This window comes from Sphingobium cloacae, from assembly GCF_002355855.1.
GTDB classification, from domain to species: Bacteria; Pseudomonadota; Alphaproteobacteria; order Sphingomonadales; family Sphingomonadaceae; genus Sphingobium; species Sphingobium cloacae.
Genome location: NZ_AP017655.1, coordinates 1,499,446 through 1,516,160, shown reverse-complemented (window position 1 = coordinate 1,516,160; position 16,715 = coordinate 1,499,446). Strand labels below are relative to the sequence as shown.

14 protein-coding genes and 1 tRNA gene are annotated in these 16,715 nt (G+C 64.1%); 8 read left to right on the top strand and 7 right to left on the bottom strand.

Going from position 1 to position 16,715, the window contains the following annotated elements; translation table 11 throughout:
* Positions 1 to 113 precede the first annotated feature (113 nt).
* On the top strand, positions 114 to 767 hold the full coding sequence (locus SCLO_RS07405; protein WP_066521765.1) for an outer membrane protein: 654 nt from the start codon (positions 114 to 116) through the stop codon (positions 765 to 767).
* A gap of 122 nt (positions 768 to 889) precedes the next feature.
* Here SCLO_RS07405 and pyrF read toward each other — a convergent pair whose 3' ends face one another.
* Both pyrF and SCLO_RS07395 read right to left on the bottom strand, forming a co-directional pair.
* A complete protein-coding gene (gene pyrF / locus SCLO_RS07400) occupies positions 890 to 1,564 on the bottom strand; it encodes an orotidine-5'-phosphate decarboxylase (RefSeq protein WP_066521766.1) in 675 nt (224 codons plus the stop codon).
* The gene (locus SCLO_RS07395; protein WP_066521768.1) at positions 1,561 to 1,932 is read right to left on the bottom strand and encodes a lipopolysaccharide assembly protein LapA domain-containing protein; all 372 of its coding nucleotides are present in this window, start codon (positions 1,930 to 1,932) and stop codon (positions 1,561 to 1,563) included. Before SCLO_RS07395 ends, pyrF begins: the two co-directional genes overlap by 4 nt.
* A 206-nt stretch (positions 1,933 to 2,138) precedes the next feature.
* Between SCLO_RS07395 and SCLO_RS07390 the strand changes: the two genes are divergently transcribed.
* Entirely contained in the window at positions 2,139 to 2,330 is a 192-nt protein-coding gene (locus SCLO_RS07390) for a hypothetical protein (protein ID WP_066521770.1), read from the top strand.
* Between the two features lie 136 nt (positions 2,331 to 2,466).
* Here SCLO_RS07390 and SCLO_RS07385 read toward each other — a convergent pair whose 3' ends face one another.
* Positions 2,467 to 2,910 carry an EF-hand domain-containing protein gene (locus tag SCLO_RS07385; protein ID WP_066521785.1) on the bottom strand — a complete coding sequence of 148 codons (444 nt, stop codon included), beginning with the start codon at positions 2,908 to 2,910 and terminating at the stop codon, positions 2,467 to 2,469.
* Positions 2,911 to 3,184: 274 nt separating this feature from the next.
* Between SCLO_RS07385 and purB the strand changes: the two genes are divergently transcribed.
* Positions 3,185 to 4,501: an adenylosuccinate lyase gene (gene purB / locus SCLO_RS07380; RefSeq protein WP_066521772.1), complete on the top strand. Its 1,317-nt coding sequence runs from the start codon at positions 3,185 to 3,187 to the stop codon at positions 4,499 to 4,501.
* A gap of 183 nt (positions 4,502 to 4,684) precedes the next feature.
* On the opposite strand, the gene SCLO_RS07375 is transcribed toward purB, so the two are convergent.
* The gene (locus tag SCLO_RS07375) at positions 4,685 to 5,185 is read right to left on the bottom strand and encodes an Lrp/AsnC family transcriptional regulator (RefSeq protein WP_066521878.1); all 501 of its coding nucleotides are present in this window, start codon (positions 5,183 to 5,185) and stop codon (positions 4,685 to 4,687) included.
* Positions 5,186 to 5,284: 99 nt separating this feature from the next.
* On the opposite strand from SCLO_RS07375, the gene putA reads away from it, so the two are divergent.
* Positions 5,285 to 8,893, top strand: coding sequence for a trifunctional transcriptional regulator/proline dehydrogenase/L-glutamate gamma-semialdehyde dehydrogenase (gene putA / locus SCLO_RS07370; RefSeq protein ID WP_066521892.1), 3,609 nt, complete (start codon positions 5,285 to 5,287; stop codon positions 8,891 to 8,893).
* Between the two features lie 64 nt (positions 8,894 to 8,957).
* On the opposite strand, the gene SCLO_RS07365 is transcribed toward putA, so the two are convergent.
* Together SCLO_RS07365 and SCLO_RS07360 are read right to left on the bottom strand one after the other, a co-directional pair.
* Positions 8,958 to 9,034: transfer RNA gene (locus tag SCLO_RS07365), tRNA-Pro, on the bottom strand.
* A gap of 99 nt (positions 9,035 to 9,133) precedes the next feature.
* Positions 9,134 to 9,421 carry a JAB domain-containing protein gene (locus tag SCLO_RS07360; protein ID WP_231923373.1) on the bottom strand — a complete coding sequence of 96 codons (288 nt, stop codon included), beginning with the start codon at positions 9,419 to 9,421 and terminating at the stop codon, positions 9,134 to 9,136.
* A gap of 219 nt (positions 9,422 to 9,640) precedes the next feature.
* On the opposite strand from SCLO_RS07360, the gene thyA reads away from it, so the two are divergent.
* From thyA to SCLO_RS07340, 4 genes are all read left to right on the top strand, one after another.
* On the top strand, positions 9,641 to 10,531 hold the full coding sequence (gene thyA, locus SCLO_RS07355; protein WP_066521894.1) for a thymidylate synthase: 891 nt from the start codon (positions 9,641 to 9,643) through the stop codon (positions 10,529 to 10,531).
* Positions 10,532 to 10,638: 107 nt separating this feature from the next.
* Entirely contained in the window at positions 10,639 to 11,934 is a 1,296-nt protein-coding gene (locus tag SCLO_RS07350; RefSeq protein WP_066521883.1) for a 3-methyl-2-oxobutanoate dehydrogenase (2-methylpropanoyl-transferring) subunit alpha, read from the top strand.
* A 41-nt stretch (positions 11,935 to 11,975) separates the two neighbouring features.
* Positions 11,976 to 12,980, top strand: coding sequence for an alpha-ketoacid dehydrogenase subunit beta (locus SCLO_RS07345; RefSeq protein WP_066521897.1), 1,005 nt, complete (start codon positions 11,976 to 11,978; stop codon positions 12,978 to 12,980).
* A 95-nt stretch (positions 12,981 to 13,075) separates the two neighbouring features.
* Positions 13,076 to 14,371 (top strand): dihydrolipoamide acetyltransferase family protein, encoded by a 1,296-nt coding sequence (locus tag SCLO_RS07340; RefSeq protein WP_066521886.1) that lies wholly within the window; start codon positions 13,076 to 13,078, stop codon positions 14,369 to 14,371.
* Between the two features lie 221 nt (positions 14,372 to 14,592).
* Here the strand turns inward: SCLO_RS07340 and SCLO_RS07335 are convergent, their stop codons facing one another.
* A complete protein-coding gene (locus SCLO_RS07335; protein ID WP_066521890.1) occupies positions 14,593 to 16,677 on the bottom strand; it encodes a TonB-dependent siderophore receptor in 2,085 nt (694 codons plus the stop codon).
* Between the last annotated feature and the right edge of the window lie 38 nt (positions 16,678 to 16,715).

The following is a 16,715-nucleotide window of genomic DNA, read 5'->3' as shown; positions in this document are numbered from 1 at the left end:
TCCGCAACATAAGTGTTTGTTTATCTTAGGTTCATGCAACCAACGGCTTTGCTCCGCTTTCTCCGTCTTCCCCCTTGTCGGGGATAAGAGAACAGGAAGACGGAGTTATTTCTATGCGAAAGATCATGGCCGCAACCCTTCTGGCCGGCAGCGCGGTTTCCGCCCCGGCATTGGCGCAGGATGTCGGCCCGACCTTCACGGGGCCGCGTGTCGAAGCCATTCTGGGCTATGACCATGTCGGTGCCGGCAGCGACATCGACAATGACAATGGCCGCGACGACCAGTCCATCGACGGGCTGCTCTATGGTGTCGGCGCGGGTTATGACGTGAACCTGGGCAGCGCCGTGGTCGGCGTGGAAGGCGAGTTCACCAATTCCACCGCCAAGAGCAGCCGCGGTGACTTCAACGACGATTTCGGTTTCGGCCGCGTCAAGCAGGGCCGTGACTTCTACGTCGGCGCGCGCGCGGGTATCCTCGCGGACCCGTCCACGCTGGTCTATGTGAAGGGCGGCTATACTAACGCCAAGCTCAAGGTACTTTCGGGCGTGACCAACAATGTGACTGATACCGCTTTCAAGCTGGACGGTTGGCGGATCGGCGCGGGCGTGGAGCGTGCGATCAACACGAATAGCTTCGCCAAGCTGGAATATCGCTATTCCAACTATAACAAGGGCCGGATTCGCTTCGAGGATGGCGCGACCAGCCGTAATTTCGATGTCGATACCGACCGGCATCAAGTGGTGGCCAGCGTCGGCTATCGCTTCTGATGAAAGGGGGGCGGTCACGATGTGGCTGCCCCCATTTTTTGGCTTCCGGAATGCGATGGCGGCTATGCCCGTTGGAGTCACGCCCGTGCAAGCGCCGTCCCTCGTCGGATCAAGGTTCCGCTTTATAGCGTCGCTTCGATCTCCCGGGCGGCCATGTCGGGGTTTTCCGCAAGGCTGATCGGGCGGCCCACGACGAGGATGGACGCGCCGCGATCCAGCGCTTCGCGGGGGGTGACGGCGCGCTTCTGGTCGCCCATCGCGCCGCCTGCGGGACGGACGCCCGGCACGACGAAGAAACCGTCCGGCCATATCTGCTTTGCCAGGCCCACTTCCGCGCCGGAACAGACGATGCCGTCCAGTCCCGCGCCGCGCGCCAGATCGGCGAGACGGGCCACCTGATCCTCCGCCTTGCCGCCCACGCCTATGTCGAGCAGGTCGCCATCGTCGAGGCTGGTGAGCACGGTGACGGCGACCACCTTCGTTTTCGCGCCAGCGGCTGCCTTCGCATCCTCCAGCATGGCGCGGCCTCCCGCCGCATGGACGGTCAGCACCGCGGGCTCCAGAAGGTGCAGTGCCTGGATCGCCTTGGCCACCGTGTTGGGAATGTCGTGCAGCTTGAGGTCGAGGAAGATCGGCAGGTCGAACTTCATCATCTCATGCACGCCGTGATGGCCGTTGGCGCAGAAAAATTCCAGACCCAGCTTCAATCCGCCGACATGATGGCGTACCCGCCCCGCCAATGCCTGCGCCTTTTCCAGATCGGGCGTGTCTATGGCGATATAGAGAGGGCTGCTCATGCTGTTCCTGTTGTCTGGAGGGAGGAAGGGCCGGCGGCGGGCAGGGATGTTTCATCGGCCTGCGGCGTAGGCGCGGGGAGTGGAGCGACAGCGGCGGAGCCGGGCGGCGGCGCGGCGGCGGCGGTGACGGCGGCCAAGGCGCGCTCCGTGCTGTCCAGCCTGCGCTTCATGCGCCAGCGCGTGGCCCGCGCCATGATCCAGAACGGCCCCGCACCCAGCAGGAACGCGCCGATCAGCAGCACCGGCAGCTTGGTTTCCATCACCAGATCGCCCCACAGCCGGACAGTCACCGGCACATAATTCGCCATGCAGAAAAAGGCGAGGGTGACGGCGATGACGACCCAGAAGGCGGTGCGTAGAAATTGCATCGGCGGTCCTTTGGCTGCTGATCCGGCGGACAGCTTAGGCGATTTTGGCGGAGGGCGGAAGCGTCTCGTCCGCACAGCGGCATCGTCGCGTCAGGGATAAGACACCGCATTCGGGCGGAGCGGAGGCAAATTATCGCGGGATCGGAGCCGGATCGGGCATTTTGGCCTCTTTCCTCTCACGGCTTTGTTGCCTAGCATGGGGCATCATGAGCAAGCCTGAAGATCATTCGCCGCAAACCGCGCCCCAGCCTGTCGAGGAAAAGGGCGCATCGACCAATCCCCCTAAGGCGGACGCCGCGCGCAAGGGCGGCAAGGGCGTCTGGATGGGAACCGCCGCGGGCATCGGTTCCGCCGCGCTGGTGGCCGCGCTGCTTTACGCCAACAAGAAGCGGTCCTGAACCTTCGCGGCTTCGTCCCTCAGGGGCTGGCCGCTGCAAGATGTCAGGTCCGGGACATGGAGTCGCAAAAAAAGGCGGCGTGGCTTTTCGCTCACGCCGCCCCGGTGCGACCCTTGGCTTCCGTTTGCCCGCAGGGTTATCCAGCGCCACCGCCCAGGAAGCTGACAAGCTCCGATTTGCTGACAGTCCCGCTCTTGTCGACATCGGCCGTGGCGAAAGCGCCTTCGGCCCAGGCGGTGACTTCAGCAGGCGGCAGCGTCTTTCCGGTCGCCTTCATTTCCTGATCCTTCAGCGCGACCATCCATTTGGAAAATTCCGCCTTGTCGAGTTGCTGATCCTTGTTGGTGTCATAGGCGGGGAACTCGCTCTCCACGATGGAAGCGACGGTGGCCGCCTGGCTGGAGGGCTGGGCCGCTTCCGGTTGCGCTCCCGCACCGGGTTGCGCGGTCCCCGGTTGCGCCGAGCCTGGCTGGGCGGGCGTGGCTGCGCCTGGAGCCGGCTGCTGCGGCATCGTGGCGTCCTGCGCGATCGCCGGAGCGGCCATGGCAAGAGCGGTCGTGAAAATCATCGTACGCAGCATATCAATCTCCAGAATTGTCATTCTCGTCGGCAAATTCATTCGCATAAGATCGCTTCGATCTTGAAGAGAGGTAATATCCCGATACTGGGTAAAGTTCCTGAACATCGGTTCATGATCTTCCACTCATCTTCGCGAACGGGTCGTTTCGGCTGCGATTTCTATTTGAATCGGGATGAATGGATGCGGATTGCGCGCCGCGTTCCGGCGATTTGCTCTTGGCAAGGGACGCTGCTAGGCGGCGCGCAACCCTTCACCCCATCATGCAGGATTCGCCATGGTCCCTCGCTACGCCCGCCCGCACATGACCGCCCTCTGGGAGCCGGAAGCCCGGTTCCGCATCTGGTTCGAGATCGAGGCGCACGCCACCGAGGCGCTGGGCGAACTGGGCGTCGTGCCGAAGTCCGCGGCCAAGGCGCTGTGGGACTGGTGGGCGACCAACCCTGCCATCGACGTGCCCGCCATCGATGCGATCGAGGCGGTCACCAAGCATGACGTCATCGCCTTCCTCACATGGGTGGCGGAGCAGGTGGGCGACGAAGCGCGCTTCATGCATCAGGGGATGACGTCGAGCGATGTTCTCGACACCTGCCTTGCCGTGCAACTCAGCCGAGCCGCGGACATTCTGCTGGAGGATCTGGACAAGCTGCTGGAAGTGATCCGGCGCCGCGCCTTCGAGCACAAGCTGACCCCGACCATCGGCCGCAGCCATGGCATCCATGCCGAGCCGGTGACCTTCGGCCTCAAGATGGCGGAGGCTTATGCCGAGTTCTCCCGCTGCAAGGCGCGGCTGGTCGCGGCGCGGGCGGAAGTCGCGACCTGCGCCATTTCGGGCGCGGTCGGCACCTTCGCCAATATCGATCCGCGCGTGGAAGAGCATGTCGCGGCGAAGCTGGGCCTTTCCATCGAGCCCGTCTCCACGCAGGTCATCCCGCGCGACCGTCATGCGATGTTCTTCGCGACGCTGGGTGTCATCGCTTCTTCCATCGAGCGGCTGGCGGTGGAAGTGCGCCATCTCCAGCGGACCGAAGTGCTGGAGGCGGAGGAATATTTCTCGCCGGGGCAGAAGGGGTCGAGCGCCATGCCGCACAAGCGCAACCCGGTGCTGACCGAGAATCTGACCGGCCTGGCCCGCATGGTGCGCAGCTATGCGATGCCCGCGATGGAGAATGTGGCGCTGTGGCATGAGCGCGACATCAGCCATTCGTCGGTGGAGCGCTATATCGGGCCGGATGCGACCATCACGCTCGATTTCGCGCTGGGGCGGCTGACCGGGGTCATCGACAAGCTGCTCGTCTATCCTGAGCGGATGATGAAGAATCTCGACAAGATGGGCGGGCTGGTCCACTCGCAACGGGTGCTGCTGGCGCTGACGCAGGCGGGGGTGAGCCGCGAGGACAGCTATCGCTACGTTCAGCGCAACGCGATGAAGGTGTGGGAGTCGGACGGGCAGCTTTCCCTGATGGAATTGCTGAAGGCCGATCCCGACGTGTCCGCCGCGCTGACGGCCGATCAGATCGAGGAGAAATTCGACCTCGGCTATCATTTCCGGCAGGTGGATACGATCTTCCGGCGGGTGTTCGGGGAAAGTTGAGATTGGGCGCCTGGTTGCGGTGACAGGTTTTGGGTGGATTGGCGACAGTCCGCTTTCCTCTTTCCGTTCGCCCTGAGCGAAGTCGAAGGGCACGGCCGACCGTAGGGAGGCCACTTCGCTCCGCCCAGTGGAGGGCTTCGACAAGTTCAGCCCGGACTGAGATTGCATGCCCGCCTTTGGCCGTTATCCGACCTGCTTCTGCGCCGTAAGCCGGGACCCGCTCGCTTCCAGCACCGTTTCCATCGCCACATAGGTCGACGTGCTGGCCACATGGGGCAGGCTGGAGATTTTCTCGCCCAGCACGGTGCGGTAGCGGCGGATATCCGATGTGCGGACCTTCAGCAGATAATCGAAACTGCTGGCGATCATGTGGCATTCCTCGACTTCGGGAATGCGGCGGACGGCCGCGTTGAATGCGCGCAGGGCCTGTTCGCGTGTGTCGCTGAGCTTCACTTCGGCGAAGGCGACATGATCCATGCCTAGCTTCGCCGGATCGACGATGGCGCGGAAGCCCTTGATCACGCCCGCTTCGATCAATCGCCGCAGCCGCACCTGACAGGGGGTTTTCGACAGGCCGACGCCGCGGGCGAGATCGGTGACGGTCATGCGGCCGTCCTCGACCAGGGCGCCGACGATCTTGCGGTCGAACTCGTCCAGATCGACCGGATTGGAGGATTTATCCATCCGGATTTCCTAAAAGAAGGTCGGAAATAAGTCAAAGCGGCAGGAAAATGGCACTGGAAAAGTCGGGATCAAAGGGGATGCGTGATGTATTATTCCCGAATGACCACGCAGCCGCCCTTCGCCGATTTCGCTCCCGCCATCCGGGAACAGTCCCCCCTCCGCCGCGCCATCACCGCCGCCTGTCGCCGGGATGAAGCCGCCTGCCTTGCGCCGCTGATCGAGGCTGCGAGCCTGTCCGATGGGATGCGGGCGGCCGTTCGGGATACGGCGCGAAAGCTGGTCGTGGGGCTGCGGGCCAATCCCAAGGGCTCCAGCGTCGAGGCGCTGGTGCAGGAATATTCGCTGTCCAGCCAGGAGGGCGTGGCGCTCATGTGTCTGGCCGAGGCGCTGCTGCGGATTCCCGACGATGCGACGCGCGACGCGCTGATCCGCGACAAGATCGCGGACGGCGACTGGGGATCGCATATGGGCGGCGGGCGGTCGCTGTTCGTCAATGCCGCGACATGGGGACTGGTGGTCACCGGCAAGCTGGTGGGGAGCGTCGACGACAGAGGGCTGGGCGCGGCGCTCACGCGGCTGATCGCGCGGGCGGGTGAGCCGGTGATCCGGCGCGGCGTCGACCTTGCCATGCGGATGATGGGCGAGCAGTTCGTGACCGGCGAGACCATCGCCGAGGCGCTGAAACGCGCGAGGGAGATGGAGGCCAAAGGGTTCCGTTACAGCTATGACATGCTGGGCGAGGCTGCGGTGACGGCGGCCGACGCGGCGCGCTATCATCAGCATTATGAGCGCGCCATCCATGCCATCGGCAAGGCGTCGAACGGGCGCGGCATTTATGAAGGGCCGGGCATCTCGATCAAGCTGTCCGCGCTGCATCCGCGCTACAGCCGGGCGCAGGCGGACCGGGTGATGGGCGAGTTGCTGCCCCGCGTGAAGGCGCTGGCGGTGCTGGCCAAAAGCTATGCCATCGGCCTCAATATCGACGCGGAGGAGGGGGACCGGCTGGAATTGTCGCTCGACCTGCTGGAGAGCCTGGCGCTGGACCCCGATCTGGCTGGGTGGAACGGTCTTGGCTTCGTGGTGCAGGCTTACGGCAAGCGATGCCCGTTCGTCATCGACTGGATCATCGATCTGGCGCGCAGGGCGGAGCGGCGGATCATGGTGCGGCTGGTCAAGGGCGCCTATTGGGACGCGGAGATCAAGCGGGCGCAGGTCGATGGGCTGGCGGATTTCCCGGTCTATACCCGCAAGGTCCATACCGATGTGGCCTATATCGCCTGCGCGAGGAAGCTGCTGGCCGCGCCCGACGCGGTGTTCCCGCAATTCGCGACGCATAATGCGCAGACGCTGGCGACCATCTATCATCTGGCCGGGCCGGATTTCTTCGTGGGGCGCTATGAGTTCCAGTGCCTGCACGGCATGGGCGAGCCGCTTTACGAGCAGGTGGTCGGAACGAAAGGGCTGAACCGTCCGTGCCGCATCTATGCGCCGGTGGGGACGCATGAGACGCTGCTGGCCTATCTGGTGCGGCGCTTGCTGGAAAATGGGGCGAACAGTTCCTTCGTGCATCGGATCGCGGACCCGGCCGTGCCGGTCGAGCAACTGACGGCCGATCCGGTGGAGATCGTGCGCGCCATGCCGCATCCGGGGCATCGGCACGACCAGATCGCATTGCCTTGCGCGCTCTATCCCGACCGGCGCAATTCGGAAGGCATCGACCTCAGCGATGAGGATGCGCTGGCGGCGTTGACGGAGAAGCTGCGGGAAAGCGCCGGGACGCTCTGGACCGCCGCGCCGGAGGGCGGGGAAGGGACGGAGCGTCCGGTGCTCAACCCCGCAGACCATCGTGACAGGGTGGGAACGGTGTTCGAGGCGTCGCCCGAACAGGCGCGCGCCGCCGCCAACCGCGCGTCGGAAAGTCCGTGGGGCCATGTCCCGCCGGTCGAGCGTGCCGCGATATTGGAGCGGGCCGCGAGCGTCATGCAGGCGCGGATGCCGATCCTGCTGGGCCTGATCGTGCGGGAAGCGGGCAAGTCGCTGCCCAACGCCATCGCCGAAGTGCGCGAGGCCATCGACTTCCTGCGCTACTATGCGGCGCAGGCGCGCGCGACCTTCGGGGCGGCGCAGGCGCCGCTGGGGCCGGTGATATGCATCAGCCCGTGGAATTTCCCGATGGCGATCTTCACCGGACAGGTCGCCGCCGCGCTGGTCGCGGGCAATCCGGTGTTGGCCAAGCCCGCCGAGGAAACGCCGCTGATCGCGGCCGAGGCCGTCCGCATCCTGCATGAGGCGGGGGTTCCGGCGGATGCGCTGCAATTGATGCCGGGGGATGGCGCGATCGGCGCGGCGCTGGTCGCGGCGCCGGAGACGGCGGGCGTCATGTTCACCGGATCGACGGAGGTCGCCCGGCTGATCCAGCATCAGCTCGCCAAACGGCTCTCGCGCGACGGCAAGCCCATTCCGCTGATCGCCGAGACGGGCGGGCAGAATGCGATGATCGTCGATTCCTCCGCGCTGGCGGAGCAGGTGGTGGCCGATGTCATCGCCTCCGCCTTCGACAGCGTGGGGCAGCGTTGTTCGGCGCTGCGCATATTGTGCCTGCAGGAGGATGTGGCGGACCGGACGCTCGCCATGCTGAAGGGCGCGCTTCGGGAATTGCGGATCGGGCGGACGGACAGGCTGGCGGTGGACATCGGCCCGGTCATCAGCGCCGAGGCGAAGAACAACATCGAGGCGCATATCGCGGCGATGCGCAAGCTGGGCCGCAAGGTGGAGCAGCAGGCTTTGCCGGAGGAAACCGCGCATGGCACTTTCGTGCCGCCGACGATCATCGAACTGGAGAGTATCGCGGAGCTGAAGCGCGAGGTGTTCGGGCCGGTGCTGCACATCATCCGTTTTTCGCGGGACCGGATCGACCAGCTGATCGATGCCATCAACGCGACGGGATATGGCCTGACCTTCGGGCTGCACACGCGGCTGGACCAGACCGTCGCGCATGTCACCTCGCGGGTGAAGGCCGGCAATATCTATGTGAACCGCAACGTCATCGGCGCGGTCGTAGGGGTCCAGCCCTTTGGCGGGCGGGGGCTTTCCGGAACCGGGCCGAAGGCGGGCGGGCCGCTTTATCTGGGTCGGCTGACGGTGGCCGCGCCTTCCATCCTGTCCGGCGCGGAGGGGATGGCGGAGCCCTTGTTGGCCCTTATCCGGTGGCTTGATGCGCGGGGGGAGAAAGCGGCCGCAGCCGTAGCACGCGATTATGGAAGCCGGTCGGCGCTGGGGAGCGAAACGCTGCTGGCGGGGCCCGTGGGGGAACGCAATATCTATGCGCTGCATCGGCGCGGGAATGTGCTGATGCTTCCGGCGACGCGCGAAGGGCTGTTCGACCAGATGGCGGCGATCCTTGCCACGGGGAACCGGGGGGTGCTGGAGGGCATGGCGTTGCCCGGCGATCTGCCGCCGCTGGTCGCGGGTTGCTTCTCGACCGACCTTGCCGCGCCCGTGGCCGCTGCTCTGGTGGAGGGCAAGGCGGACAAGATCGCGGCGACGGCCCTGTCCCTGGCCGAGCGTCCGGGACCGATCATTTCCCTTCACGCCGCGCCTCCGGGGCGCACGGGCTGCTATCCGGTCGATTGGCTGCTGGAGGAGGTGTCGACTTCCATCAACACGACGGCAGCGGGCGGCAATGCCAGTTTGATGATGATCGGTTAGGCGAAAGAGCCTGTCCCCTGCCTTCCGCAAGACATGGCCATGTTTTGATGTGATGAAGAGAATATGGTCGGGGAGAGAGGATTCGAACCTCCGGCCCCTGCCTCCCGAAGACAGTGCTCTACCAGGCTGAGCTACTCCCCGACCGAAGGCGGCATCGCATCGCGATCCCGCCAGGCAGGCCGCAGCCTATAGAGGCCGCTTTTTAGGCTGGCAAGCGGTGGATGCGCTTTTTTTAGCGGGCTATAACAGCCCCGCCGCGCGGAAGCTGAAGCGGTCGTCCCGCGCGTCGATCACATGATCCGCCAGGACGATGTCGAGTGGCCGTAGGCGGCGGCAAAGGGACCGGGTGAGCGCGATGTCGGATGGGCGCAGTTGCGCCACCCCTTCCATGCTGCGCCGCTGATAGAGTGCCAGCCAGCGGCTCCCATATCGCAGCAATTCCTTTACCGTCGTGCGCCAATCGTCCTGCGGCGGCAATCGATGTAACGGGCGCCACTGTTCATCCAATATCACCAAGTCGATTTCCACGTCCTTGTCCATAAACAAATAATGCCGCCGCCGGGCGAGGCGGGGCTATGGGAACCCTATCCGTTCTGCTCGCCGCTTCCTCCATTGTGGAGACATCCTTCTTCCGTTGGCGGACGGGGCGCGCTGGGCTAGAGGCGACTATAGGATTCTCGATCCGTCAGGAAGGCCGCCGCATTGACCGATCATATTTCCCATTATGAGCAGCAATATCTGGACCTGATGCGCCGCATCTGGACGCAGGGCGATGAACGGATCGACCGCACGGGCGTCGGCACGCGCTCCCTGCTGGGGGCAATGATGCGCTTTTCGCTGGCCGGGGACCATGTGCCGCTGCTCACCACCAAGCGGATATACTGGAAGGTCGCGGCGCGGGAGATGCTGTGGTTCCTGAGCGGCGACACCAATATCCGCGAACTGGTGCGGCAGGGCGTGCATATCTGGACCGACTGGCCGCTGGACGCCTATCGCAAGGCGACGGGGGAGGACATCGACCGCGACACTTTCGAGCGGCGAATCATCGACGATACCGGTTTCGCGGCGCGCTGGGGCGATCTGGGGCCGGTCTATGGCGCGCAATGGGTGAACTGGCCGGTTTACGAGCCCGCGGGCGACGGTCTCTATCGCCGGGCGGAAAAGGGCCGCAACCAGATCGCCGAGCTGGTCGAATCGATTCGCGCGACGCCGGGATCGCGTCGCCTGCTTTTTACGGGCTGGAACGTGGCGGAGGTGCCGCGCATGGCGTTGCCGCCCTGTCACATGACCTATCAGTTCCAGGTGGCGGACGGGCGATTGAATGGCCTGCTGTTCCAGCGCAGTTGCGATCTGGGCCTGGGCTTTGCCTTCAATATCTTCGGGCTGTCGATGATAACCCGGATGCTGGCCCAGCAATGCGATCTGGAGCCGGGCGAGGTGGTCTGGCAGGGCGGCGACGTGCATCTCTACCTCAACCATGCGGACCTGGTGGAGGAGCAATTGCGCCGCACGCCCTCGGGCGCGCCGAAACTGCGGATCAATCGGCGGCCTTCGAGCATTTTCGACTATGGGATCGATGATTTCGAGGTGCTGGATTATGCGCCGCAATCCCATATCGCCGCGCCGGTGGCGGTGTGAGGGGGCAAGGGCCGGATATATTTGGGTAAGCAGCCCTTGCCTTTTTGAAGTGTTGAAATATAATAATTACCAAGAGTAATATTATTGCAACGTACAAAGGAGGCGGGATGAGCGACCCGGCAGGATCGGACGCGGGCGAAGGCAAGGCGGGTCGCAATCTGCCGACCCTTCGACTCCATGTTCCCGAACCGAAATTCCGGCCGGGCGACAGCGTCGATTTTTCCGATTTCGATATTCCCGCAGTGGGTGCGACGCCCCGCCCCGATGAGGCCGTCCAGCCCGCGGCGATCCGCGACATGGCCTATGGCCTGATCCGGGTGCTGGATGAGGATGGCGCGGCGGTGGGGCCATGGAATCCCAACCTGCCGCCCGAAACGCTGCTCCGGATGCTGCGCGCCATGGCGCTGACCCGCGCTTTCGACGCGCGCATGTTCCGCGCCCAGCGGCAGGGCAAGACCAGCTTCTACATGAAGTCCACCGGCGAGGAGGCGGTGTCGATCGGTGCGGCGCTCGCGCTGGCGCGAGACGATATGTGCTTTCCCAGCTATCGCCAACAGGGCATCCTCATTGCGCGCGACTGGCCCATCATCGACATGATGAACCAGATCTATTCCAACAAGGGCGACCGGCTGAAGGGCCGCCAGCTTCCCATCATGTATTCGGCGCGGGAGGCGGGGTTCTTCTCCATCTCCGGCAACCTCACCACCCAATATCCCCAAGCCGTCGGTTGGGCGATGGCGAGCGCGGCCAAGGGCGACACGCGCATCGCCGCGACATGGTGCGGCGAAGGCTCGACGGCGGAGGGCGATTTCCATTCCGCCTGCACTTTCGCCAGCGTCTATCGCGCGCCCGTCATCATGAATATCGTCAATAACCAATGGGCCATCAGCAGCTTCTCAGGATTTGCCGGAGCGGAGGCGACGACCTTCGCCGCGCGCGCCGTGGGCTATGGCATCGCCGGGCTGCGCGTCGATGGCAATGACGTGCTGGCGGTTTACGCCGCGACGCGCTGGGCGGCCGATCGGGCGCGATCCAATGCCGGGCCGACGCTGATCGAACATTTCACCTATCGGGTGGAGGGGCACAGCACCTCCGACGATCCCAGCGCCTATCGTTCGGCGGAGGAGAGCAGCCTCTGGCCGCTGGGCGATCCCATCGCGCGGCTGAAGCAGCATTGCATCGGTCTCGGCATCTGGGACGAGGATCGCCATGCCGCCATGGACAGGGAACTGGCCGAGATGGTCCGCGACGCCGCGCGCGAGGCGGAGAAGAACGGCATCCTCGGCCACGGTCTGCATCATCCGATGGAATCGATGTTCGAGGATGTGTTCGAGGAAATGCCCCCGCACCTTAAGGAGCAGGAACGGCAGATGCTGGACGAATGGAAGGCGGCGGGCCTGTGAGCGAGGTCGTGACTCAGGAAGATCGCGCGGACGCGCAGCAGATGAACATGATCCAGGCGATCAACAGCGCGCTGGATATCATGATGGAGCGCGACCCGAACGTGGTCGTCATGGGCGAGGATGTCGGCTATTTCGGCGGCGTCTTCCGCGCGACGGCGGGCCTTCAGCAGAAATTTGGCAAGAACCGCGTGTTCGACACGCCGATCACCGAATGCGGCATCATCGGCGTGGCGGTCGGCATGGGCGCTTATGGCCTGCGCCCGGTGCCCGAAATCCAGTTCGCCGACTATATCTATCCGGCGTTGGATCAGCTTGTGTCGGAAGCGGCGCGGCTGCGCTACCGCTCGGCGGGCGAGTTCATCGCGCCGATGACGGTGCGCTCGCCCTTTGGCGGCGGCATCTTCGGCGGGCAGACGCACAGCCAGTCGCCCGAAGGCATCTTCACCCATGTCTCCGGCGTCAAGACGGTCATCCCGGCGACCCCCTATGACGCCAAGGGGCTGCTGATCGCCGCCATCGAGGATAATGACCCGACGATCTTCTTCGAACCCAAGCGCATCTATAACGGGCCGTTCGACGGGCATTATGATACGCCTGCGGTCAGCTGGGCAGGGCATCCACAGGCGCAGGTGCCGACCGGCTATTATCGCGTCCCGCTGGGGCAGGCGCGGACGGTGCGGGCGGGCGAGGCGCTGACCATCCTCTGCTATGGCACCATGGTGCATGTGGTGGAGAGCACCGTCGCGGCGATGGGCGTGGATGCGGAGATCGTGGACCTGCGGACATTGGTGCCGCTCGACATCGAAGCCATCGAGGCATCGGTGAAGAAGACCGGCCGCTGCCTGATCGTCCATGAAGCGACCCGTACCAGCGGTTTCGGCGCGGAACTGAGCGCGCAGGTGCAGGAACGCTGCTTCTACCATCTCGAAGCGCCGATCGAGCGCGTCACCGGCTTCGACACGCCGTATCCGCACAGTCTGGAATGGGCCTATTTTCCGGGGCCGGTGCGGCTTCGCGAAGCCATCAACAAGATCATGAAGGACTAAGGGGCCATGGTAGTCACACCTCCCTGTTCCGTTCGTGCCGGGCAAAGCACGACCAAGACCCTCTTTTCGGCGACGCACGAACGGGGGAGGCCGTAATGGCTCTGTTCACGTTCAAGCTGCCCGACATCGGCGAAGGCATTTCCGAGGCGGAGATCGTCGGCTGGCACGTCAAGGTCGGTGATCGGGTGGAGGAAGACCAGCCCATCGCCGACATGATGACCGACAAGGCGACGGTGGAGATGGAAAGCCCCGTCGCGGGCATCGTGGTGCGGCTGGCGGGGGAGCCGGGCGATCAGGTCGCCATCGGCTCCGTGCTGGTGGAGATAGAGACGGACGGCGAAGGGGAGGTTGCTCCCGTCGCCGAAGCGCCGCCGCCTTCGGAGGAGACTATCGCAGCGGAAACGCCGAGCGAGGCGGTGATCGAAGAAGCGCGCACGGCCGTTGCGGAAGAACATCGTCCTCCTGCGGAAGCAGGAGCCCGGAGCCCGGCGGACAGCGCCCCGGAAGCGGCAACCCACGATGTGAAGGAGGCGAAGGTCCTCGCCTCTCCCGCCGTCCGTGCACGGGCGAAGGAACTGGGCATCGATCTTGCCCAGGTGAAGCATGGCGGCGACCACATCCGCCATGCCGATCTCGACGCCTATCTGCTCTATGGCGCGGGGCAGGGCTATCATCCGGCGGGACGCTCGGCCATTCGCCCGGACGAGACGATCAAGGTCATCGGGATGCGCCGCCGCATCGCGGAGAACATGGCCGCTTCCAAGCGCCACATCCCGCACTTCACCTATGTCGAGGAAATCGACGTCACCGAACTGGAGGCGCTGCGCGAGCAGTTGAACGCCGGCCGGGGGGATCGGCCGAAGCTCACCATATTGCCGCTGCTCATCGTGGGCATCTGCCGGACGCTGCCGGAATTTCCGATGCTGAACGCGCGCTACGACGATGAAGCTGGCGTGGTGACGCGCTATGGCGCGGTGCATCTCGGCATGGCGACGCAGACCGATGCGGGCTTGATGGTTCCGGTCATCCGCGATGCGCAGGATCGCAATATCTGGCAATTGGCCTCGGAAATCCGCCGCCTCGCCGAAGCGGCCCGCACCGGCAAGGCGAAGCCGGAGGAATTGAGCGGTTCGACGCTCACCATCACCTCGCTGGGGACGCTGGGCGGGATCGCGACCACGCCAGTCATCAACCGGCCCGAAGTCGCCATTATCGGCCCCAACCGCGTGATCGAACGCCCGGTCTTCCGGGGCAGGGAGGTCGTGGCCGCCAAGCTGATGAACCTGTCGATCAGTTGCGACCATCGCGTCGTCGACGGCTGGGATGCGGCGAGTTTCGTCCAGGCGCTCAAAAAGCGTCTGGAAACGCCCGCCCTGCTGTTTGTGGAATAAGGTGGATCTGACGATGCGCCGGGCAGAACGGACTTTCGCCCCGTGCGCCGTGACGATCTCCTGCTGAGAAAAGCGGTCGCGGCTTGTACCGACACATGGATTACGAGGACGCTATGGTTTCGCAACCGTAACATCTAGGGTCGGTTGCCGTTCCGCCGACATATCACCTGTTCGTGACACCCATGCTCCTCGCGGAAGCATGGGTGTCTTAAGGCGTGAAATCAGAAGCGATAGCTGATCGTGCCCATGACATTACGGGGGGCGCCCATGAAGCAGTCGCCGCGCGCCAGGCAGGACGCATAGAATTTGTTGTTCAGCAGATTGGTTGCGTTGACGCTGAATTGCCAGTCGGTCCAGCTGATTTCCGCAAGGGCGTCGACCGTGGTGCGCGAGGGTGTGATGATGGACCACAGGTCGCTGGTCGAAATGCTCTTGCCATTATAGACGATACCGCCGCCCAGGCGCAGCTGCGCTTCATCGGGCAGGCCGAAAGTCTTGGTGGACCAGACCGAGGCGGTGTGACGCGGCATATAGTCGAGGCTGGTATTGGTCTCGGACTTGAGCCTGGAATAGCCATAGTTGGCCAGCAGCTCGAAATTGCCGGGCAGGGTGTGGCTGGCCTCGATCTCGAACCCCTTGGTGTTGAGCACGCCCGACTGGGTGGTGGAGTTGAGTTCGCCGTAGAGGACGCGATTGCGCTCCTTGATCTTGAAGAGCGTGAACGTGACCAGCGTGTCGGGGGACGGCTGCCACTTCACGCCCGCTTCATATTGCGTGCCGGTCAGCGGTCGGTAGGGGTCGCTCGGAATACCGCCGGGCAGCTGGATGTTGCCGGCGACCGGCAGGAAGCTTTCGGTATAGCTGAAGAAGGGTGAGAGACCGGCGCCGATTTCCCCGATGATGCCGGCACGGAAAGTCGTGGCCTTGTCCTTCCGCCCCGAGGAGCCGGTGACGCGGTCGCGTCGCGCGCCAAGAACGACGGAAACGCGGTCGTAGAAACGGATCTGGTTCTGGACATAGACGCCAAGCTGCTTCTGGCTTTCATAAGTGTAGGGGCCGCTGGGATCGTAGGTCCTCAGAGCATCCCTATCGATGTCGTAGAGGTCGACGATCTCATATCCATCATCAGAGCGCTTGCCGACCCTGTTCCAGCTATAATCGATGCCGACGAGCAGTTTGTGCTCGATATTCGCGCCGGTGTTGAAGTTGAATTGCAGATTATTGTCCGTCGAGAAGACGTTCATCTTTGCGTCGTTCGCGCCGGCATAGAGGCCGATGGTCCGGCCGTCCGCCGCAAACGGATTTTCGGGGTTGGCGTAGCTGTTGGCATAATGGGTGTTATATTCAAGATCGCTATCGATATAGCGGGCCTTGAGGCTGAGCTTGACCGCATCCGAAAAGCGGTGGGTGATGGACCCGCCGCTCTGGATCGAGCGGCCGTTATACCGATCCCAGCCGGGCTTGCCGACGAAAGTATATCGGTCAAGGTGGCCCGACGGGTTGGCGGGGTTGGGGCGGAACGTACCGACGATCGGCAGGAATTGAGAGGTCGAGCCGCTATCGTCCTCCTGGTAAAGGCCGGTCAGCACCACATCGGTGTCGGGCGTGGGCTGCCAGCGGATTGAGGGTGCGATCATCACGCGATCATCGGGAACATGGTCGACATAGGTATCGGCGTCGCGGGCCCGTCCGACGAGACGAACGGCCAGGTTGGAGGCGAACGCATAGTTGATGTCGCCCAGCAATTCCTTGCGGTCATAGCTGCCATAGACGGCCTTCAGTTCGCCCCGGGTCGTGAAGTCCGGAGTCTTCGACACGAGGTTGACGAGGCCGCCGATCGACCCTTGGCCGAACAGAACCGAGGCGGGACCGCGCACGATCTCGACGCGGGAGAAGTTGTAGGGGTCCGACGTGATGCTCGCATAATAGGAGAAGATGTCGCGCATGCCGTCGCGGAACTGGAGGGCGTCGAGCCCGCGCACGTTGAAGCCGTCGACTCGGGTGTCGCGGCCATAGGGGTTGGCGAGGACGCCCGCGGCATATTTGACCGTGTCGCTGATGCTGATCGCACCCTGGGAGAGATACTGGTCGGCGGTGATGACCTTGATCGGCTGGGGCAGCTCTATGAGCGGGGTTTCGGTTTTCGTGCCCGCATTGGCGGCGGTGACGACGATCTGGTCCTCGTCGCCGCTGCGGGGGCTTGCCGCAGTTGCGCCGGGCGCCTGCTCCGCTGCCGCATGGGTGGTCGTGCCGGAAAGGGCGATAAGCGCGACGCCGCAAAGGACGGCGCATCGGGTGGCGAGCATCAATAATCCCCTATTGCAATAGAATCTCAATAGAAGTG